The sequence below is a fragment of the Xanthomonas sp. LMG 12460 genome (assembly GCF_009192895.1).
In the GTDB taxonomy this organism is placed as follows: domain Bacteria; phylum Pseudomonadota; class Gammaproteobacteria; order Xanthomonadales; family Xanthomonadaceae; genus Xanthomonas_A; species Xanthomonas_A sontii.
In genome coordinates, this window is record NZ_NKUH01000055.1 from 24,320 (window position 1) to 45,151 (window position 20,832).

Annotated in this window: 13 protein-coding genes; 12 read left to right on the forward strand and 1 reads right to left on the reverse strand. The window is 71.6% G+C overall.

Features of this window, described 5'->3' with window-relative positions; all coding sequences use genetic code 11:
* Positions 1-61: 61 nt before the first annotated feature.
* The gene (locus CEK66_RS12230; RefSeq protein WP_152237102.1) at positions 62-1,213 is read right to left on the reverse strand and encodes an aminoglycoside phosphotransferase family protein; all 1,152 of its coding nucleotides are present in this window, start codon (positions 1,211-1,213) and stop codon (positions 62-64) included.
* Between the two features lie 421 nt (positions 1,214-1,634).
* Between CEK66_RS12230 and CEK66_RS12235 the strand changes: the two genes are divergently transcribed.
* From CEK66_RS12235 to CEK66_RS12290, 12 genes are all read left to right on the forward strand, one after another.
* Positions 1,635-2,480, forward strand: a complete 846-nt coding sequence (locus tag CEK66_RS12235) for a glycosyltransferase family 2 protein (protein ID WP_152237103.1) — start codon at positions 1,635-1,637, stop codon at positions 2,478-2,480.
* A 151-nt stretch (positions 2,481-2,631) separates the two neighbouring features.
* Positions 2,632-3,582 (forward strand): hypothetical protein, encoded by a 951-nt coding sequence (locus CEK66_RS12240; protein ID WP_152237104.1) that lies wholly within the window; start codon positions 2,632-2,634, stop codon positions 3,580-3,582.
* Positions 3,583-3,623: 41 nt separating this feature from the next.
* Positions 3,624-5,516 carry a glycosyltransferase family 2 protein gene (locus CEK66_RS12245; RefSeq protein WP_226978589.1) on the forward strand — a complete coding sequence of 631 codons (1,893 nt, stop codon included), beginning with the start codon at positions 3,624-3,626 and terminating at the stop codon, positions 5,514-5,516.
* On the forward strand, positions 5,464-6,978 hold the full coding sequence (locus CEK66_RS12250; RefSeq protein WP_152237106.1) for a hypothetical protein: 1,515 nt from the start codon (positions 5,464-5,466) through the stop codon (positions 6,976-6,978). The genes CEK66_RS12245 and CEK66_RS12250 overlap by 53 nt, the downstream gene beginning before the upstream one ends.
* A complete protein-coding gene (locus tag CEK66_RS12255; protein ID WP_167336275.1) occupies positions 6,969-7,931 on the forward strand; it encodes a glycosidase-like protein in 963 nt (320 codons plus the stop codon). The genes CEK66_RS12250 and CEK66_RS12255 overlap by 10 nt, the downstream gene beginning before the upstream one ends.
* A gap of 73 nt (positions 7,932-8,004) precedes the next feature.
* On the forward strand, positions 8,005-9,189 hold the full coding sequence (pncB, locus tag CEK66_RS12260; RefSeq protein WP_017916257.1) for a nicotinate phosphoribosyltransferase: 1,185 nt from the start codon (positions 8,005-8,007) through the stop codon (positions 9,187-9,189).
* Between the two features lie 219 nt (positions 9,190-9,408).
* Positions 9,409-9,867, forward strand: coding sequence for a cellulose biosynthesis protein BcsD (locus tag CEK66_RS12265; protein WP_193312645.1), 459 nt, complete (start codon positions 9,409-9,411; stop codon positions 9,865-9,867).
* A gap of 47 nt (positions 9,868-9,914) precedes the next feature.
* On the forward strand, positions 9,915-10,301 hold the full coding sequence (locus tag CEK66_RS12270) for a hypothetical protein (RefSeq protein ID WP_152181962.1): 387 nt from the start codon (positions 9,915-9,917) through the stop codon (positions 10,299-10,301).
* 95 nt (positions 10,302-10,396) lie between these two features.
* Positions 10,397-12,547, forward strand: coding sequence for a UDP-forming cellulose synthase catalytic subunit (gene bcsA / locus CEK66_RS12275; RefSeq protein WP_152237107.1), 2,151 nt, complete (start codon positions 10,397-10,399; stop codon positions 12,545-12,547).
* Positions 12,548-12,606: 59 nt separating this feature from the next.
* Positions 12,607-14,895 (forward strand): cellulose biosynthesis cyclic di-GMP-binding regulatory protein BcsB, encoded by a 2,289-nt coding sequence (gene bcsB / locus CEK66_RS12280; RefSeq protein WP_152237108.1) that lies wholly within the window; start codon positions 12,607-12,609, stop codon positions 14,893-14,895.
* Positions 14,892-16,058: a cellulose synthase complex periplasmic endoglucanase BcsZ gene (gene bcsZ / locus CEK66_RS12285; RefSeq protein WP_152237109.1), complete on the forward strand. Its 1,167-nt coding sequence runs from the start codon at positions 14,892-14,894 to the stop codon at positions 16,056-16,058. Before bcsB ends, bcsZ begins: the two co-directional genes overlap by 4 nt.
* Positions 16,046-20,524, forward strand: coding sequence for a cellulose synthase subunit BcsC-related outer membrane protein (locus CEK66_RS12290; protein WP_152237110.1), 4,479 nt, complete (start codon positions 16,046-16,048; stop codon positions 20,522-20,524). Before bcsZ ends, CEK66_RS12290 begins: the two co-directional genes overlap by 13 nt.
* Positions 20,525-20,832: the final 308 nt, after the last annotated feature.

Sequence of the window (20,832 nt, forward strand, 5' to 3'; positions counted from 1 at the left end):
GCGCCACGCGGTGCGCGCACGGCGGGCGTGACGGGGGACGTGTCGGTGTGGATGCGACGGTTCATGGCGCGGCCGCCGCGCGCCGCTGCAGGTGCCGCAGCAGGCGCCGGCCCTCGCCCTGGCCAAACCAGGCGGCGTGGCCGAGCAGATAGCGGCGGTAGGCGATCTCCGCGTGCACGTCCGAGCCGGTGATGCCGGCGAAGTACTCGATCTCGCTGAGCGCGAAATCGGCATGCACCAGCGGCAGCAGCGCGGCCAGCAGGCGCAGGTGCGCCGCGTCCAGCGGCAGCAATGTGGCGTAGCCGTGCAGCAGCGCATCGAGCTGGTCGAGATCGGCGACGGCGGTGCCGCCGTCGTCCAGTTGCAGCCACGGGATCAGGTTGCGCTCGATCGCGGTGGCCAGGTCGAACAGGGCGAAGCTGCGGTCGGCCAGGCCGAAATCGAACACCGCGCTGACCGTGCTGGCGGTGCCGTGTCCGCGCCACAGCAGGTTGGAGGCGTGCCAGTCGCCATGCGTCCACAGTGCCGGCGGCGGTGTCTGCAGCAGCGGCCAGGCCTGCGCGTGCCAGGGCAGCAACTGCACGCGCAGGTCGTCCTGCCAGTCGCGTTGCTGCAGCCATGCGGCCAGCGCCGGACGCCGTGCCAGATCGTGTTCCAGCGCCTGCAACGGCTGCGGCTGGCCGAACAGGCGCAGGTTGGCGACCAGTACGGTGGTGCTGCGCGGCGGCGCGGCGTAGCCGGCGGCGGCGCGGTGCAGCGCGGCCAGCGCGCGGCCGGCGGCAGCGGCCTGCGCGGTGTCGGCGAAGGGCGTCCACGACATCGCCTCGCGGTAGCGGTCCTCGCCCTCGCCGGCGCGCATCACCTCGTAGGTCCAGTGGCCACGCCGCACCGCGCTGGCGCCATCGCGGTTGCGCAGCACCTCCGGCACCGGCACGTCCTGCGCGCGCAGCTGCGCGATGAAGGCATGCTCCTCGCCCAGCGCGTGCAGGTCGCGCACGCGACGGTGGTGGCGCTTGACGAACAGCGTGCCGACGCCGGTCTCGACCTCCGCCGCCGCCGAAAACGGGCGCGGGCTGTGCCAACGCAAGGCGTGCAGGCGGCCGGGCAGGGCGTACTGCTGCAGCAGGGCTTCCACCTCGCCGTCGGACAGCGGCGGCCAGTCGGCGGCCACGGTCTGCGTGCCCATGCCGTGCATCTGGTGGCGGGCGCTCATGCGCGTGCCTCGCGGTGCCGGCACGACCCGGCGCGCCGTGCCAGCGGCCGCAGCCTGGGCATGCCATGCGCCACAGCGCGGCCCTTGCGGGTGGTTGGTCTAGACCAGAAGCGAGGAGGCCTGGGACAGGGCCCGGTCGCGCGATCGGGAGCGGAGAAGCGGGCGCCGCCGGCATCTCGGCATGGGCGCGGGCTCAGGCGGCGCGCGCGGTCTGCGGGGTGGGGCGGCAGCCTGGGACAGGAAACAACGCTGACCGGCATCTGCACTGGGCGAAGGAGAGGACACGGATCGCTCCGTCTCCCATGCGCGCGGGGCCGCAAGCGGCCGCGCAGCGCACGGGGCGCAGAGTATGCGCGGCAATCGCCGCCGCCGCCATGCCCGCGGTGCGCGTGGCGGGCGGCACATGCGGGATAATTGGCGGATGAGCGAACAGCAGATAGCCGTGGTGGTGGTGACCTATGAGAGCGGCAGCACCATCGATGCCTGTCTGCAGCGGTTGCGCGCGGCGGCCGAGGTGGCGCAGATCCGGGTGGTCGACAACGCCTCGCGCGACGACACCCTCGCCGTGGTGCAGCGGCACGCGCTGGACGATGCGCGGGTGCGCTTCATCGCCAATCCCGACAACCCCGGCTTCGCCACCGCCTGCAACCAGGGCGCCGCGGCCAGCGACGCGCCGTGGCTGGCCTTCGTCAATCCCGACCTGATGGTCGAGCCCGACACCCTGGCGCAGTTGCGCGCGCAGGCCGCCGCGCTCGGCGAGGCGCTGCTGGGCGTGGAGCAGGTCGACGAGCACGGCCGCGCCGACGCCGCTGTACGCCGCCGCGATCCGGACTTCGCGGCGATGTTGCGGCATCCCCTGGCCGGCTCGCGGCTGGCGCTGGCGGCCGATCCGGCGCAGCCGCTGCAGCCGGTGCCGGCGCTGTCCGGCGCGCTGATGCTGTTGCCGCGTGCGCTGTTCACCCGCATCGGTGGCTGGGACGCCGGCTATCGGCTGCATGCCGAGGATCTGGACCTGTGCCGCCGGGTGCGCCAGGCCGGTGCCACGGTGGCGGTGCTGAACCGCCTGCGCGTGCTGCACGTGCGCGGCGTGTCCAGCCGCAAACGCCCGTGGTTCGTCGAGTGGCACAAGCACCGCGGGCTGTGGCGCTACTTCCGCAAGTTCGAGGCGCCGACCCGGGCCTGGCCGGTGCGGGTGGCGGTGTGGGCGGTGATCTGGCTGCATGCCTGGGTCACCTTCGCCCGGCTGTGCTGGCGCCGCCCAGGCTGAACGAAATCGGCCGCGTTGCGCGCGCGTGCGGCATGGCAACATAAATTCGCTATATTGGGAAGTACGTCACTTAACAAATGACGTGTTCCGCCGATCTCTCCTGGACCGCGCCTGCTTTCCGGTTCGGGGGAACCCCACCAGGAACTCAACCATGCATGATTTCGACGGCGTGCGTCCGCGCACCCACGCGCGCGCCTGCGCGTCCGCTGTGCCCATGCCCGCTGCCCACCGCGCCACGCCCGCGCGCCGCGCGCGGCTGGCGCTGGCGCTGCTCGCCCTGGCGGCCGGCCCCTGCTGGGCCAGCGCCTGGGTCGACGAGGCCGGCCACGGGCTGGTGATCCTCAAGGCCAGCCATACCGATGGCGGCGCGGTGTTCAACAGCCACGGCCAGTCGGGCAACTTCCCCGATGCCGGGCGCAGCCGCCAGGACCAGCTCAATCTCTACGGCGAATACGGGCTGAGCGCGGACCTGACCCTGGTCGGCAACTTCTATTTCAGCAAGGTCGGCTACCGCAACGACAGCGGCTACGGCGACCGCCACAGCAGCGGCTGGTCGGACCAGGAAATCGGCCTGCGCTACCGGCTCGACCCGGACGGCCGCGACGGCCCCTGGCAGGGCGCGCTGCAGGTGCTGGCGCTGGTGCCCGCGTATGCGCGCCAGCGCGATGGCGCGCGGCCGGCACTGGGCCAGGGCGACTACGGCGCCGAGCTGCGCTACAGCGTCGGCCGCGGCTATCGCCTGGGCGAACACGACGGCTATGTCGACCTGGGCACGGCGGTGCGGCTGCGCGGCGGCGACGCCTCCGACGAGGCACGCCTGGACGTGTCCAGCGGCGTGGCGCTGGCGCCGCGCTGGATGCTGATCGGCGAGTTCAACGTGATCCAGAGCCTGGGCAACGGCAAGGGGCCGAACCGGATCTACGCGCCCGGCGACAACACGCCGATCCGCGGCAACAACTTCGATTTCAGCAAGCTGCAGGCCTCGGTGCTGTACACGCTGCCCGGCGGCACGCAGCTGCAGCTCGGCTACCAGCAGCCGGTGGCCGGGCGCAACACCGGCGGCGCGGGCGGTCCGTTCGTGGCCGCCTGGTGGCGGTTCTAGCCGTGACCGGCGAACACGAGAGCGTCGCCGCCGAGGCGAGCGTGCCCGGCCGGCTCGGACGGCTGCCCACCGAGGGCGGCCTGCAGGCGCCGATCGGCGAGGCGCTGGTCGCCGCGGGCGTCATCGACCCGCCGCAGCTGCAGAACGCGCTGTCGCTGCAGGCGCGCTGGCGCTCGCGGCTGGGCGACGTGGTGCTGGCCCAGCGCGGGGTCGCGCCGCTGCGCTTCTACACGGTGCTGGCGCAGCACTTCGGGCTGCACTTCGCCAACCTGCTCAAGCAGCCGATCGACCCGGCGCTGTTCCAGCCGGAGCGGCTGGCCGACTACGCGCAGCGCCTGGTGCTGCCGTGGCGCGAGGAGGACGGCCACCTGGTGCTGGCGGTGGCCGATCCCGGCCCGGAGATCTTCGCCTGGGCGCGCGCCACCTACGGCGAGCAGGTGCGCTTCGTCGGCACCTCCAAGTTCGACATCGTCTGGAGCCTGCAGCAGCACGCCGACGCGCAGCTCACCCACGATGCGTTGAACCTGCTGGCCGAACATGCGCCCGAGCATTCGGCGCGGCAGGTGATCACCCGCGCGCAGTCGGTGTTCCTGGTGGCGCTCACGGTGGTGCTGGCCGCGGCCCTGGCGCTGTGGCCGCTGGTCACCCTGATCGCGCTCAACACGCTGATCGCGGTGGCGTTCCTGGCCACCTTCGGGCTGAAGCTGGTGCTGGCCTGGCGCGGTGCGCGGCGCCGCATCGACATCAAGGTCAGCGACGAGGAAGTGGCCGCGCTCGGCGACGAGGACCTGCCGGTCTACACGGTGCTGGTGCCGATGTACAAGGAACCGGACGTGCTGCCGATCCTGGCCAACGCGCTGCGCCGGCTCGACTACCCGACCTCCAAGCTGGACGTGAAGCTGGTGCTGGAGGCCGACGACACCGAGACCATCGAGGCGGCCAAGGCGCTGGGCCTGGAGGCGTTCTTCGAGATCATCCGGGTGCCGCCGTCGCAGCCCAAGACCAAGCCCAAGGCCTGCAACTACGCGCTGCGTTTCGCCCGCGGGCAGATGCTCACCATCTACGACGCCGAGGACAAGCCGGAGCCGGACCAGCTCAAGCGCGTAGTCGCCGCGTTCCGCAAGTCGCCGGCCGACGTGGCCTGCATCCAGGCGCGGCTGAACTACTACAACGCCGACGAGAACTGGCTCACGCGCATGTTCACGCTGGAATACACGTTGTGGTTCGACTTCTACCTGCCGGCGCTGGAGACCCTGCGCATCCCGATTCCGCTCGGCGGCACCTCCAATCACTTCCGCCTGGACATCCTGCGCAAGGTCCACGCCTGGGACCCGTACAACGTCACCGAGGACGCCGACCTGGGCGTGCGCCTGACCCAGCAGGGCTACCGGGTCAGCGTGGTCAACTCGACCACGTTCGAGGAAGCCAACGTCAGCATCCCCAACTGGATCCGGCAGCGCTCGCGCTGGCTCAAGGGCTACATGCAGACCTGGCTGGTGCACATGCGCGACCCGGTGCAGCTGTACCGCTCCACCGGCGTGCGCGGGTTCTGGGGCTTCCAGCTGTTCGTCGGCGGCACCTTCTTCACCGCGCTGGCCGCGCCGTTGATGTGGTTGAGCTACGGGCTGTGGCTGGCGGTGGGCTCGAAGTTCTTCGATCCGTTCTTCCCGCCGGCGCTGCTGTACCTGAGCCTGCTCAACCTGCTGCTCGGTAATGGCTTCCTGATCTATATGACCCTGGTGGCGGCGTTCAAGCGCGACTACTTCCGCCTGGCGCCCTACGCGCTGACCGTGCCGCTGTATTGGCTGCTGCAGTCCATCGCCGCCTATAAGGGCCTGTGGCAGCTCATCCGCAACCCGTTCTACTGGGAAAAGACCACCCATGGCATCAGCAAGCACATGGCCGAAGAGCGCCGCGCCGCGCTCGACGACTGACGCGCCGCCGCGCGCGCGCGGCACCGCGGTGTTCGTGTTCACCGCGGCGCTGCTGGCGCTGCTGTGCCACCGACTGCTCGCGCACGGCTACATGAGCGACGACGCGATGGCGCAGTACGCCAAGCTGCTGCTGTTGCGCGACGCGGCCGGCTTCCGCATCGAGTACCTGGGCTTCCTGTACGCGCAGGCCTCGCTGTACCTGGGCGTGCTGCTCGGCGGCCTGCCGGGCCTGTCCACGCCGCTGCTGCCGTACCTGGTCGACGTGCTGGCCGGGGCGACGCTGGTGACCCTGCTGTGGCGCGACATCGCCGCCGGCCTGGGCCGCGGCTGGGCCTGGGCGCTCAGTGCCGGTGTGGTGATCCAGCCGTTCTTCCTGTGGCCGACCCTGTCCGGCAACAACCAGGGCCTGGGCCTGCTGGTGTTCTACGTGGCCGCGCGCGCGCTGCGCCATTTCCGCGACGATCCGGAAGCCTTCGCCTACCTGCGCCTGGCCGCGAGCCTGTGCCTGCTGTTCTTCGTCGACGAGCGTGCCTGCTTCCTGGCGCTGGCGCTGGCGCCGTGGTTGTTCCTGATCGCGCCGCCGCGGCTGATGCGGCAGGCGCCGCTGGCGTTCTACCTGGTGTGCTACCTGCCGTTCCTGTTCGCGGTGGGGGCATGGATGTACCTCAACTACATGTTCTTCGGCGACCCGCTGCTGTTCGTGCGCGACGCCACGTCCGCCTTCCGCGGCATCTCGGCGCAGGCGGCGCTGCAGCCGTGGCTGCAGCAGGCCGCGGCGCAGCCGTGGTGGCCGCCGCTGTGGTTGCTGCTGGCCGGGGTGGTCAGCGCGCCGCTGTTGCTGTTGCTGCGTCACACCCGCGACAGCGACACCTGGCGCAGCGTGCTGGCCGCCGCCGCCACCGTGATCGGCGCCGGCACGCTCGCCACCTGGGCGCGTTTCACGGCGCAGCCGCTGGACTTCCTCGCCCTGCTGCTGGTGCCGGCGGCACTGGTGCTGGGCGACCTGCGCCGCAACCTGCGCTGGCTGGGCCTGGCGCTGCTGCTGGCCGGCGCGGTGTCCAGCGGCTGGGTGATCGCCCGCACCGCCACCTCCACCACCCGCGACTGGATCGCCGCGCTGCAGGCGCCCACGACGCCGCGCCATGCCGACGCTGCGCACCTGGGCGCGTGGCTAGCCGAGGCGCGGCTGCCGACCCTGCTCGACGACCGCGCCAGCTATCCGGTGATCGTCGCGCGCGGCGACGCCAAACAACTGATCCTGCCGTTCGACCCGCGCTTCAAGCAGGCGCTGGTCGATCCGCGGCAGATGCCGGCGCAAGTGGTGGTCAGCGACCCGGCCAGCCAGACCGGCGCCCTGGACAGCCTCAACCGACGCTTCCCGCAGCTGTGGCAGCAGGGCTTGCCGGGCTACAGTCTGGTCTACCACCAGGGCATCTACCGGGTATGGCGCCGATCGCCGTGAGACTGCTGACCGCACTGCTGCTGGCGCTGAGCGCCGGCGGCTGCAGTGCGGCGCCGCCGCCTTGGATGGGCGCCAACGTCAAGGTGTCGCCGCAGGCGCCGTGGGGTAGCGCCGCCGCGCAGCAGTCGCTGCGGCAACTGGCCGAGGCCGGCGCTTCGCGTGCGCTGTTGGTCGCCTTCGTCTGGCAGGCGTCGCCGCAGTCTTCGACCCCGGTGCTGGGCAGCGACAGCAGCCCGGCGCTGGTCCGCGCCGGCTTGCGGCAGATGCGCGCCGCAGGCCTGCAGCCGGTGCTGAAGGTGCATCTGTGGATTCCCGGACACTGGGCCGGCGAGGCCACGCCGGCCGATCGCGATGCCTGGTTCGCGGCCTATCGGCGCGCGCTGCTGCAACTGGCCCAGGTCGCCGCCGACGAGCGCGCCAGCGCGCTGATCGTCGGCACCGAACTGCGCCAGCTGCAGGATGCGCCGCAGTGGCCGGCGCTGCTGGCGGCGGTGCGCCAGGTCTACCGCGGCCCGATCGGCTACGTCGCCGACGGCCTGGAGCAGGCCGAGCGCTTCGGCTACTGGGACCGTTTCGATTTCGTCGGCACCAGCCTGTATCCGGCGCTGGCCGCCGCGCCGGAGCAACGGCGCGCGCAGATGCGCGCGGCGGCCGCACGGGTACAGGCGCTGGGCGAGCGCAGCGGCCGCCCGGTGTGGGTGACCGAGCTGGGCCTGCGCTCGGCGCACGGCAGCCTGGCGGCGCCGTGGGAAAGCCCGGAGCAACGCACGGCCGAGGTCGACACCGCGTTGCAGGCGCAGGTGCTGCGCGAGTGGCGCGACGTACTCGACGCGCAGCCGCGCATCGCCGGCATCGCGCTGTGGTGCTGGTACACCGATCCGGACGCCGGCGGCGCGCGCGACAGCGATTTCACCGTGCAGCACAAGCCGGCGCAGGCGGTGCTGAAGCGGTGAGTTGCGCGCGTGTATCGCGACGCCTGCGATTGGCCACCACGGGGCCGCAACGCACTGAGCGCATAATCGGCGGATGATCATCGACTCGCTGCTGGACACCGACCTCTACAAGTTCACCATGATGCAGGCGGTGCTGCATCAGCATCCCGGCGCGCAGGTGGAATACCGCTTCAAGTGCCGCACCCCGGGCATCGACCTGGCGCAGTACCTGCCGCAGATCTCCGAAGAGATCGACGCGCTGTGTGCGCTGCGCTTCCGCGAGGACGAGCTGGACTACCTGCGTGCGATGCGCTTCATCAAGCCGGACTTCGTCGATTTCCTGGCGCTGTTCCACCTGGACCGCAAGTACCTGCAACTGCAGGCCTCGGCCAGCGTGCCCGGCGAGATCGAGCTGCATATCCGTGGACCATGGCTGCACACCATCCTGTTCGAGGTGCCGCTGCTGGCGATCGTCAACGAGGTGTGGTTCCGCAACGCCGGCGGCGCCGACCATGCCGAAGGCCTGCGCCGCCTGCAGGCCAAGATCGCGCTGCTGCGCGACACCCCGGGCTACGACAACTGCGCCATCGCCGACTACGGCACCCGCCGCCGCTATTCGCGCGCCTGGCACGGCGAACTGCTGCCGGTGCTGCAGCAGACCCTCGGCAAGCAGTTCGTCGGCACCAGCAACGTGTACTTCGCCCGCCGTTACGGGCTGACCCCGCTGGGCACGATGGCGCACGAATACCTGCAGGCGTTCCAGGCGCTGGGGCCGCGGCTGCGCGATTCGCAGGCGGCGGCGCTGGAATCGTGGGCGCGCGAGTACCGCGGCGATCTCGGCATCGCGCTGTCGGACGTGGTCGGCCTGGATGCGTTCCTGCGCGATTTCGACCTGTACTTCTGCAAGCTGTTCGACGGCATGCGCCACGATTCCGGCGATCCGTTCGAATGGGGCGAGCGGGTGCTGGCGCATCTGCAGCGGCATCGGGTGGATCCGCGCAGCAAGATCCTGGTGTTCAGCGATGGCCTGGACATCGACAAGGTGATGCGGCTGTACGCGCATTTCCGCGACCGCTGCATGCTGGCGTTCGGCGTCGGCACGCACCTGACCAACGATCTGGGCCTGGTGCCGCTGCAGATCGTGATCAAGATGGTCCGCTGCAACGGTCAGCCGGTGGCCAAGCTCAGCGACTCGCCCGGCAAGACCCTGTGCGACGATCCGGCCTATCTGGCCTACCTGCGGCAGGTGTTCCAGGTGCCGGCCGAGGAACGGCACTGAGCCTGGGCGGCCCTGCCGGTGCCGACCCAGCGCCGGTCCCGGAGCGGGCGGGCAGGGGTCGCAGTTCGGCGCATCAGGGCTTTGCGGTGAAGAAAGAGTGAGATACACTGCGTCACAAAGTGAGAACTGTGTCGCATTAGTGACGGCCGGCAACGGTCGGCCCGGGGCGCCACACCCGCTACGCCGTTGTCGTTCCGTCCCTGCCCAGAGACTTCCTCGATGAGCGCTCACGCGTTGCAGACCCATTACCGCACCCATGCCTGTTCGCGGCAGTGGCGCGGCTTTCTGCGCGCGCTCGCCGAGGAGTTCGCCGCGGAGCTGGGCGCCGAGGACCTGGCCCTGCTGATGGCGCGCATCGGCCGCCGCTTCGCCGCCGAACACCCGGTCGGCGCCTGCACCACCCTGCAGGAGCTGGAGGACGCGGTGAACCGCGTTTGGGACCAGCTTGAGTGGGGCTATGCGCGCTTCGAGGAGCACGCCGACCGCGTCGAGCTGCTGCACGCCGGCTCGCCGCTGCACATCGGCCTGGCCGGGCAGGCCGGCGGTGCCGACGGCTTCCTGGAAGGGGTGTATCAGGCATGGTTCATGCAGGTGGGGATGTCGGCCGGCCTGGGCGTGCGTGCGTTGTCGTCCGGACACGAAGACCTGCGCCGCTTCGTGCTGGCCAGGGCCGGCTGAGCGCGGCTGTAGCGACCGACTATTTTCAGATCGTCATGAGGGGCGTCATGTCCAAGAAGTCCAAGCAAACGGGTGCCGAAACCGGCGACGACGTCTCCAGCCTGTTCGCCAAGCTCGGCAGCAGTGGCGCGACCGCCTACCAGGATTTTTCCGCCGACCGGCTCAGCGCCGCGGAGCCGGCCGCCGCCGCGCCGCCGCCGGCGGCGCCCGCACCGGCGCCGGTGCTGTCGGTGGTACGCGCCGCGGTCGAGCCCAGGCCGGCTGCACCATTGCCGGTGGCGCCCGCCGCACCGGCGGCGCCTGTGTCGGCCGCCGTCATCGGCACCGCGACCGGCACGCCGTTGCAGCAGCTGTTCCAGCGCCTGCTCGAGGTCGGCCGCGAGGCCGCGGTGCCGGCGCCGGGCGGTCCGCTCAAGCGCTTCTTGAATCGTTGATGCCATGCGGCGCCTGCGGGCGCCGCACCTGTTTGCCGTCGCCGCGCGGTGGGGAAGACCGCGCGCCGACCTCCTCCCCTTGTTAGGAATCGCCGATGAGCGCTGCCTCCGCGTCGCGTGCCGCGCGCCCGCTGCATGTCCTGGCCAACTGGTCGCTGTGGCTGCTGGGTGCCGTGTTGCTGGTTTTCGTCGTCGCCATCCCGATGGATGTGCCGCAGCAACTGCTGTTCTCGCTGGTGGTGTTCGCCGCGGCCATGCTGCTGCGGCGCAGCGGCAGCCGCCTGGCGATCCTGGTGATGATGGCGCTGTCGCTGGCGGTGTCCTCGCGCTACATCTGGTGGCGCCTGACCCAGACCGTGGGCATGAGCAGCCCGGTCGACCTCAGCCTGGGCCTGGGCCTGCTGCTGGCCGAACTGTACGCGTTCGTGATCCTGGCGCTGGGCTATTTCCAGGTGCTGTGGCCGCTGAACCGGCGGCCGCTGCCGCTGCCGGCCGACCAGCGCGAATGGCCCAGCGTCGACCTGTTCATTCCCACCTACAACGAACCGCTGTCGGTGGTGCGCTCGACCATCCTCGCCGCCAGCGTGATGGACTGGCCGGCCGACAAGCTCAACATCTACCTGCTCGACGACGGCCGTCGCGAGGAGTTCCGCGCGTTCTGCGCGCAGGTCGGCATCCACTACGTCACCCGCACCAACAACCTCCACGCCAAGGCCGGCAACATCAACGCGGCATTGAAGAAGTCCAGCGGCGAGTACGTGGCGATCTTCGACTGCGACCACATCCCCACGCGCTCGTTCCTGCAGGTGGCGATGGGCTGGTTCCTGCGCGACGCCAAGCTGGCGGTGGTGCAGATGCCGCACTACTTCTTCTCCGCCGATCCGTTCGAACGCAATCTCGGCAACCACGGCAAGGTGCCCAACGAGGGCGAGCTGTTCTACGGCCTGCTGCAGGACGGCAACGACCAGTGGGACGCCACCTTCTTCTGCGGCTCGTGCACGGTGATCAAGCGCAAGCCGCTGGAGGAAGTGGGCGGGGTGGCGGTGGAGACCGTCACCGAGGACGCGCACACCGCGCTCAAGCTGCACCGCCGCGGCTACCGCAGCGCCTACATCGCGGTGCCGCAGGCCGCCGGCCTGGCCACCGAGAGCCTGTCCGGCCACGTCGCCCAGCGCATCCGCTGGGCGCGCGGCATGGCGCAGATCGCGCGGCTGGACAACCCGCTGCTGGGCAAGGGCCTGCGCCTGTCGCAGCGCCTGTGTTACGCCAACGCGATGCTGCACTTCTTCTACGGGCTGCCGCGCATCGTCTACCTCACCGCGCCGCTGGCGTTCCTGTTCTTCGGCGCGCACGTGATCCATGCCTCGGCGCTGATGATCCTGGCCTATGCGCTGCCGCACATCCTGCAGGCCAACCTGACCAACCTGCGCACCCAGGGCAAGTTCCGCCACCTGCTGTGGAACGAGGTCTACGAGACCACCCTGGCCTGGTACATCCTGCGCCCGACGCTGGTGGCGCTGCTCAATCCCAAGCTCGGCAAGTTCAACGTCACCCCCAAGGGTGGCCTGGTGCCGCGCAGCTACTTCGACGGGCAGATCGCCAAGCCCTACCTGTTCCTGCTGGTGCTGAACCTGGCCGGCCTGGCTGCGGGCGTGATGCGCCTGCTCAGCGTGCAGCCCGGCGGCGAGGCGCAGACGATCTGGTTCAACCTGGCCTGGACCGCGTACAACGTGCTGTTGCTCGGCGCCACCATCGCCACCGCCAGCGAGATGCGCCAGGTGCGCCGCTCGCACCGCGTGCCGCTGGATATCCCGGCCACCCTGCACCTGGCCGATGGCCGCGAACTGGCCTGCCGCACGGTCAACTTCTCCACCGGCGGCATGGCGCTGCGTCTGCTCGCGCCGGTGCCGGTGGAGCCGGACCTGCCGGTGGAGATCGCGCTGCCGCAGCGCGGCAGCTCCAAGCGTCTGCCGGCGATGGTGCGCCACGACCGCGACGGCGAAATCAGCATCCAGTTCCGGCCGATGTCGATCGAGCAGGAGCGCTGGCTGGTGGCCTGCACCTTCGCCCGTGCCGACATCTGGGTGTCGCAGTGGGGCCGTCACGACCGCGACCGCTTCTGGGTGTCGCTGGGCCGCGTGTTCGCGGCCAGCATGCGCGGCTTCAGGCGCCTCGGCCAGCACGTCGCCAGCAGCGCGCGCAGCGGCTGGCGCGGCCGCACCGCCGGCGAGGAGGCTGCACCGTGATCCGCCGTCCCGCTGTGCTGCGTTCCTTCCTTTCTTTCCCTTCTTTCCGGTCGCCGTCGATGCGTCTACCCGCCCTGGCTGCATGCTGTCTCACGGTCCTGTCCGGCCTCGCCCCGGCCCAGGAGCCGACCCTTCCCGCCACCGCGCAGGCGCCGGCCGCCGCCGCGACCGCCACGCCGCTGCCGTCTCCGGCCGAACGCGAGCGCTCGGCCACGCTCAAGCAACTGGGTGTGGACTACGAGATGACCCTGCGCGGCATCCAGGGCAGCGCCGGTATCGCCTTCAGCACCCGCACCGACGAAGTGGTGCAGGCGGCGAACCTGCATCTGGTCTACAGCTACTCGCCGGCGCTGCTGCCGGACCTGTCGCACCTGAAGGTCAGCGTCAACGGCGTCACCGTGGCGACCCTGCCGGTCAGCCGCGAGAACGCCGGCAAGCTGCAGCAGAGCGACGTGCCGATCGATCCGCGCCTGATCAGCGACTACAACCGGCTCAACCTGCAACTGATCGGCCACTACACCCGCGATTGCGAGGATCCGGACCACACCAGTCTGTGGGCCAACATCGATCCGTCCACGCGGCTGTCGCTGACCGCCACCCCGCTGGTGCTGCGCAACGACCTGGCGCTGCTGCCGGTGCCGTTCTACGACAAGCGCGATACGCGCCGCCTGGAACTGCCGTTCGTGTTCCCGCAGCGCCCGGACCTGGCCACGCTGCGCAGCGCCGGCATCGTCGCCTCCTGGTTCGGCGCGCAGGCCGGCTACCGCGGCGCGTCGTTCGGCGTGGCCATCGGCGACGTGCCGGCCACCGGCAACGCGGTGCTGTTCGCCACCGCCGCGACGCTGCCGGCGGAACTGGCCGTGACCCAGGCCGGCCTGACCGAGATCGCCGGCCCGACCCTGGCGATGATCACCAATCCGCGTGATGCCACCGGCAAGCTGCTGCTGGTGCTGGGCCGCAACGACAACGACCTGCAGCAGGCCGCCACCGCGCTGAGCCTGGGCACGCCGTTCAACGGCCCGGTGGCGCGCATCGGCGAACTCAAGCCGGCGCAGCCGCGCAAGCCCTACGACGCGCCCAACTGGATCTCCGGCGACAAGCCGGTGCGCTTCGGCGATCTGGTCGCGCAGACCTCGCAGTTGAACGTCAGCGGCTACCACCCCGACCTGATCCGGGTCGGCCTGCAGCTGCCGCCGGATCTGTTCGTGTGGCAGCGCGACGGCATCCCGGTCAACCTGCGTTATCGCTACACGGTGCCGGAGACGCAGAACAAGTCGGCGCTCAACGTCAGCATCAACGATGCCTTCGTCACCACGCTGCCGCTCAACGGCCATGCCTATGCCGAGTCGCTGCCGCTGCGCTGGTGGCACGAACTCTCGCCCAAGGGGGCGATGCCGGTGGAGCAGAAACTGCTGCTGCCGACCGGGCCGTTCTCGGCCAACAGCCAGCTGCGTTTCCACTTCTTTTTCGACCGCCCGCAGGCGGAGGCGTGCAAGAACACCTTCCCCGACGTGTCCGGCGCGATCGACGCCGATTCCAGCGTGGACCTGCGCTCGTTCCATCACTACATGGCGATGCCGAACCTGGCCGCGTTCGGCAATGCCGGCTTCCCGTTCACCCGCCTGGCCGACCTGTCCGAGTCCACCGTGGTGGTGCCGGACGAGATCGGCGACCAGGACATGGCCAACCTGCTGACCCTGCTCGGCCGGCTCGGCGCGTCCACCGGCTACCCGGCGCTGCGGGTGACACTGATCCATGCCGCCGAGGTCGACAAGCACGCCGACAGCGACCTGCTGGTGTTCGGCAGCCTGCGCTCGCAACCGCTGTTCCAGCGCTGGAGCGCGGCGCTGCCGATCGGCGACGGCGCCAGCGGGCGGCGCTTTGCGATGAGCGACTGGGTGCTGGACAAGCTGCCCCGCTTCCTGTCGTTCGATGCGCGCCGCACCGACCTGCCGACCACCGCCGAGGTGGCGGTGAAGCCGGCACCCGGCGACGTGGTGCTGATGGGCTTCCAGTCGCCGCTGAAGGCCGGGCGCAGCGTGGTCGCGCTGCTGGCCGAGGACCCGGCCAGCGTCGAGGACTTCTTCGACGCCTGGCTGGAGCCGGCCACGCTGAAGGACTTCCAGGGCAGCGTGGTGCTGCTGCAGAAGGGCAAGGTGCGCAGCCTGGCCGGCAACCAGACCTACTATGTCGGTCACCTGCCGCTGCCGACCTGGGCGCGCTGGTACTTCTCGCAGCATCCGCTGCTGCTCGGCCTGGCGGTGGTGCTGCTGAGCGTGTTGCTGGCGCTGGCCGCGCGCGTGGTGCTGCGCCGACATTCGGCGGCGCGGCTGCAGGCAGGGCAGTGAACGGACACACCGGCCAACGCCGACGCCTGCTCGGCGGCCTGCTCGCCGCCGGTGCGGCGACGCTGCTGCCGCCGGCGCGCGCCGCGCTGGCGGTGGCGCCGGCCTGCGCGCCGTGGCGCGAGTGGACCGCGTTCGTCGGCAAGCACCTCGATGCCAGCGGGCGGGTGATCGATTTCCAGCACGCCGACCAGCGCAGCACCTCCGAAGGCCAGTCCTACGCGCTGTTCTTCGCGCTGGTGGCCAACGACCAGGTGCTGTTCGAGCGCGTGCTCGGCTGGACCCGGCACAACCTGTGCGGCGGCCGCCCGCAGCAGGTGCTGCCGGCCTGGCTGTGGGGCCGCGCCAGCGACGGCAGCTGGCGCGTGCTCGATGGCAACAGCGCCAGCGACGCCGACCTGTGGATCGCCTACGTGCTGCTCGAGGCCGGGCGCCTGTGGCAACGGCCCGGCTACACCCAGGCCGGTCTGCAGATGCTGGCGCTGGTGCGACGCACCGAACTGGCCGAGCTGCCCGGGTTCGGCAGCATGCTGCTGCCGGCGGCCAAGGGGTTCGTCAGGCCGCAACGCTGGACGCTCAACCCCAGTTACCTGCCGCTGCAGTTGCTGCGGCGCTTCGCCGCGGTCGATCCGAAGGGGCCGTGGGCCGGCCTGGCCACGCGCAGCGCACGGATGCTGCGCGACAGCGCGCCGGTCGGCTTCGCGCCGGACTGGACCGCCTGGGACGGCCGCGCGTTCGGCGTCGACCCCGACAAGGGCGCGATCGGCAGCTACGACGCCATCCGCGTGTACCTGTGGGCCGGCATGCTCGATGCCGCCGATCCGCTGCGCAAGGCGCTGCTCGACGACCTGTCCGGCCCGCTGCAGCAACTGCGCGCGCAGGGCCGTCTCGACGAGAAGATCGACAGCCGCCAGGGCGTCGGCAGCGGCCAGGCGCCGCCCGGCTTCGCCGCGGCCCTGCTGCCGTACCTGAGCGCGCTGCGCGAACCGGCGCTGCTCCAGGCGCAGGCGCAACGCATTCCCGCGCCCGGCGACGCCGCCGCGGCACGGCTTCCCTACTACGACCGGGTGCTGATCCTGTTCGGACGCGCCTGGCTCGACAACCGCTACCGCTTTTCCGCAGACGGCGCGCTGCAGCCCGCCTGGAGAACCCAATGCTCCGCATGAACCTCAAACCCCTGTACATGGCCGGCATGATCGACCTGTGCCTGCTCGCCGGCAGCGCGCACGCGCAGAACGCCGACGCCACCCAGCAACTGGTCAGTCAGGGCAACTACTGGCACGACCAGGGCCGCGACGATCTCGCCGCCGATGCCTGGCGCAAGCTGCTGCGGGTCGACCCGAACCAGCCCGACGCCCTGCTCGGCCTGGCCCAGATCGATCTGGCGCAGGGCCGCCAGACCGACGCGCGCAAGCGCCTGGCGCAACTGCAGAAGGCGCATCCGCAGGCGCCGCAGACCCAGCGCCTGGCCATGTCGATCGGCGGCACCGGCGATAACATCGACCTGCGCAACGCACGCCGCGCCGCCGCCGCCGGCCGCTACGTGGACGCGGTGCGCGCCTATCAGGCGCTGTTCGACGGCAAGGGCCCGCCGGACTCGCTGGCGCTGGAGTACTACCAGGCGCTGGCCGGCACCCCGCAGGGCTGGGACGGCGCACGCGACGGCCTGCGCCGCCTGGCTGCCGCGCAGCCGGACAACACCGCCGCGGCGCTGGCGCTGGCGCAGGTGCAGACCTACCGGGAACCGTCGCGGCGCGAGGGCATCGCCCAGCTCGCCGCGCTGAGCAAGCGCGCCGATGTCGCCGGTCCCGCGCGTGCCGGCTGGCGCCAGGCGCTGCTGTGGCTCAATGCCGGCCCCGCCGATGCGCCGCTGTACCAGGCGTTCCTGGCCGCCAATCCGAACGATGCCGAGATCGCCAAGAAGGCCGCGCAACTGCAGGAGCGCCGCGCGCAAGGCGGCGATCCGGCCGGCGAACAGTTGGGCGAAGGCTTCAAGGCGCTCAACGCCGGCAACCTGGCGCTGGCCGAACAGCGCTTCGCGCAGGTGCTGCGCGCGCGTCCGCGCGATGCCGAGGCGCTGGGTGGCCTGGGCTCGGTGCGGCTGCGCCAGCAGCGCTTCGGCGAAGCGCAGGAACTGCTGCGCCCGGCCGCGGCCGCCAACGGCAAGTGGCGCAGCGCGCTGGACAGCGCGCGCTACTGGCTGCAGCTGCAGCAGGCGCAGGCCGCGCGCACCCGCGGCGACACCGACGCCGCGCTGCGCCTGGTCCAGCAGGCGGTCAAGCTCAAGCCCGAGGAGGCCGCCGGCTACGCGTTGCTGGGCGACCTGCAGTCGGCCAGCGATGCCGCCGCCGCCGAAAAGAGCTACCGCGAGGCGCTGCGCCTGCATGCCGACGATGCCGGCGCGCTGCAGGGCCTGATCGCCCTGTACAGCCGCCAGGGCCGCGCCAACGAGGCCAATGCGCTGTTCGCCAGGCTCAGCCCGGCGCAGCGCCAGCAGGCCGGCGGCGAGTCCGCGCTGAAAGCCAACCTGCAGCGCGCCCGCGCGCAGCAGGCGCTGGAGGCCGGCGACACCGTCACCGCGCAGAGCGAGCTGGAAAAGGCGATGGTCGACAACCCGGGCGATCCGTGGGTGCGGCTGGACCTGGCGCGCCTGTACCAGCAGGCCGGGCGTCCGGACCAGGCGCGCAGCGTCATGGACGGCCTGCTCGCAGTGCACGGCGACATGCCCGAGGCGCTGTACGCCAATGCGCTGCTGGCGCAGGAACGCGGCGACTGGGCCAGCGCCTACGCCAGCCTGGAACGCATTCCGGCCAATGCCCGCACCGCCGAGATGAGCGCGCTGCGCAACACCGCCTGGGTCGAACAGCAGGCGGCCACGGCGCGCCTGCTGCAGCAGCAGGGCCGCGGTGGCGAAGCGCAGTTGCTGCTGGGCCGCACCGAGGCCGCGCTGGGCGACGCGCTGGAACAGCCGGCGCTGCTGGCGGCGATGGCCGGCGCCTATGCCGACATCGGCAGCAACCAGCGCGCGCTGACCCTGGCGCAGCGCCTGGTCGCGCAGAACCCCTCCACCGAGGCGCGCCTGCAATACGCCGGCGTGCTGCTGCGCGCGCACCAGGACGCGGAACTGGCGGCGACCCTGCGCCAGCTGCGCGACAGCGACATGAGCGCCGAGCAGCAGCGCCGCTACCAGGCGCTGCGCAGCGGCTACGTGCTGCGCCAGGTCGATGCCCTGCGCGAACTCGGCAACCTCGAAGCCGCCTACGACGCGCTGGCGCCGCTGCTGGCGCAGCAGAATCAGGATCCGCAGGCGGTGGCCGCGCTGGCGCGGCTGTACGCCGCCGCCGGCGACCAGCGCCAGGCGCTGGTGCTGTACCAGCAGCAACTGCAGCAGTCGCCCAACGACCTGGACACGCTGATCGCCGCGGCCAACACCGCCGCCGCGCTGCGCGACCTGCACAGCGCCGAGGACTACCTGCAGCGCGCGCTGGCGCAGGCGCCGGATTCGCCGCAGGTGCTTGGCGCCGCCGGCCGCGTGTACCGCAGCGCCGGCAAGAACCGCAAGGCCGAGAGCTACTTCCGCGCCGCACTGGCGGCGCAGGCGCGCGAGGCGGGCCAGTACGACAACGGCCTGCCGGCCGCCAACGGCCCGGCGTCCTACGCCGCTGCCGGGCGCCCGCTCAATCCGTTCGCCGGCATGAACGGACGCATGCCGCGCAGCGCCGCGGTGGTGTCCGACCGCCTCGGCGGCGGCGTGCCGGCCCCGGCCTACGCAGCGTCCGCGCTGCCGGCGTCCGCGCCGGCCGTGGCCGCCGGCGACGACCTGCCGCCGCCGGCCAGCGCCAGCGCCGTCGGCGTGGCCCTGGCCGCGTTGCCGGTGCCCGGGCAGCGCAGCACCGCCCGCAGCGTGCCGCGCGACCTGCCCGACGACGGGCTGCTGGCCGCGGCGCCGCGTGCGTCCCTGCGCCAGCCGGCCGCGCCGGCCAGCGCCGGCGGCGGTTCAACCGTGCTCGACGAACTGCGCGAGGTGCAGGCCGAGAACAGCGACAGCCTCGCTACCGGCGCCAGCTACCGCGCCCGCGACGGCGAGGCCGGCCTCGGCCGGCTGCGCGATCTGGAAGTGCCGCTGCACGGCGAGTTCGCGGTGGGCGAGGGCAAGCTGCAGGTCGACGTCACCCCGACCCTGCTCGACGCCGGCACGCTCGGCACCGGCTACGCCACCGCCAGCCGTTTCGGCGCCGGCCCGGCCGCGGCGATGGGCGATGCCCTGGCCGCCGACCGCACGCCGATCGACAGCCTGGTCGGCAGCGACCTGTACCAACTGCTGCTCACCGAAGGCAACAGCAATGCCACCCGCAACGCGCTGCGCACCTACGCGGTCAACACCGGGCTGTACAACAAGCTGTTCAACGACACCGACCCGGCGCTGACCAACGCACAGCGCCAGGCGGCAGCGCTGCAGGCGCTGTACGCCGAGCCGCTGTCGGCGTTCCTGCTCGGCAACACCGCCGCCGACACCGCGATCGGCACGCTGGCCAGCGCCATCCTCGGCGACGCCTCGCGCAGCGCCGACCTCAGCGCCGCCGACATCGCCCGCTTCCGCAACCTCGCCGCCAACCCCACCGCCGCGGCGCTGACCCCGGCCGGCTTCAGCCAGGCGCTGTACACCATGGCCGCCAACGGCAACGGGGCGCGGCGCATGGACCAGGACGCGCGCGGCGTCGGCATGGCGGTGACCTACAAGAACGGCGGCTTCAGCGCCGACCTGGGCAGCACCCCGGTCGGCTTCCCCGAGCGCCGCATCGTCGGTGGCGTCGGTTACCGCGGCCAGGCCGGCGACAACCTCACCTATTCCGGCCAGGTGTTCCGCCGCGCCGTCAGCGACAGCCTGCTGTCCTTCGGCGGCGTCGACGACGGCCGCGCCGGACTGGGCTGGGGCGGCGTGACCAGCAACGGCCTGCGCCTGTCGGCCACCCTCGACAACGGCCTGCTCGGCGGCTACGCCAGCGTCAGTGCCGACCGCCTGGTCGGCCGCAATGTCGCCAGCAACGACCACCGCCAGGTCGACCTGGGCGTGTACGTGCACGCGCTGGACACCGAGAACCAGTCGCTGACCGCCGGCCTCAACCTGACCGCGATGCAGTACGACAAGAACCTGGGCGGCTACACCTACGGCCAGGGCGGCTATTTCAGCCCGCAGGACTACGTGGACCTGGGCTTCCCGGTGCACTGGAGCGGCCGCACCGCCGGGCGCACGGTCAACTGGAGCGTGGACGCCAGCGTCGGCGTGCAGCATTTCCGCAGCGACGACAGCCCGTACTTCCCGACCAGCGCGCAGATGCAGCAGGCCGCCTACGACGCCGCCTCGCTGGCCGCACTGCTGGGCCTGACCGACCGCTACGTCGCGCCGGTCTATGCCGGGCAGAGCAAGACCGGCATGTCCTACAACATCGCCGGCGCGGCCGAATGGCAGATCGCCCCGCAGCTGTTCCTGGGCGGCCGCCTGCTGTTCAACAACGCCCGCGACTACACCCAGTTCAGCACCAACCTCTACGTGCGCTTCGTGCTCGACCGGCTCGGCGCCGGCCTCGGCCGCCGCCCGCAGGTGCTGGCCTCGCCGTACGTGCCGGAGTAGGGCGCGCGCCGCGCGGAGACCGGCGCAGGCGTCAACTGTCGTACAGCCGCGACAAGCGGCACCGAAACCCGACTGACACCCTCCGTCGTCGGGACTGACGTCGCTCCCACAAGGATGCCCCGCGCATCCCTGTGGGAGCGACGTCAGGCGGGCGTCACATGTGCACATCCATCTCGGCGGATGGCCCACGGCGCTGCGGAACCACGCGTGACGGAACGCGCGCTACGCTGGCCGGGTGCACGGTGGGAGGGACTTCAGTCCCGACGCATTGCGCCATCGGGAGGCGCGCCACGTCGCGCGTCGCGGCT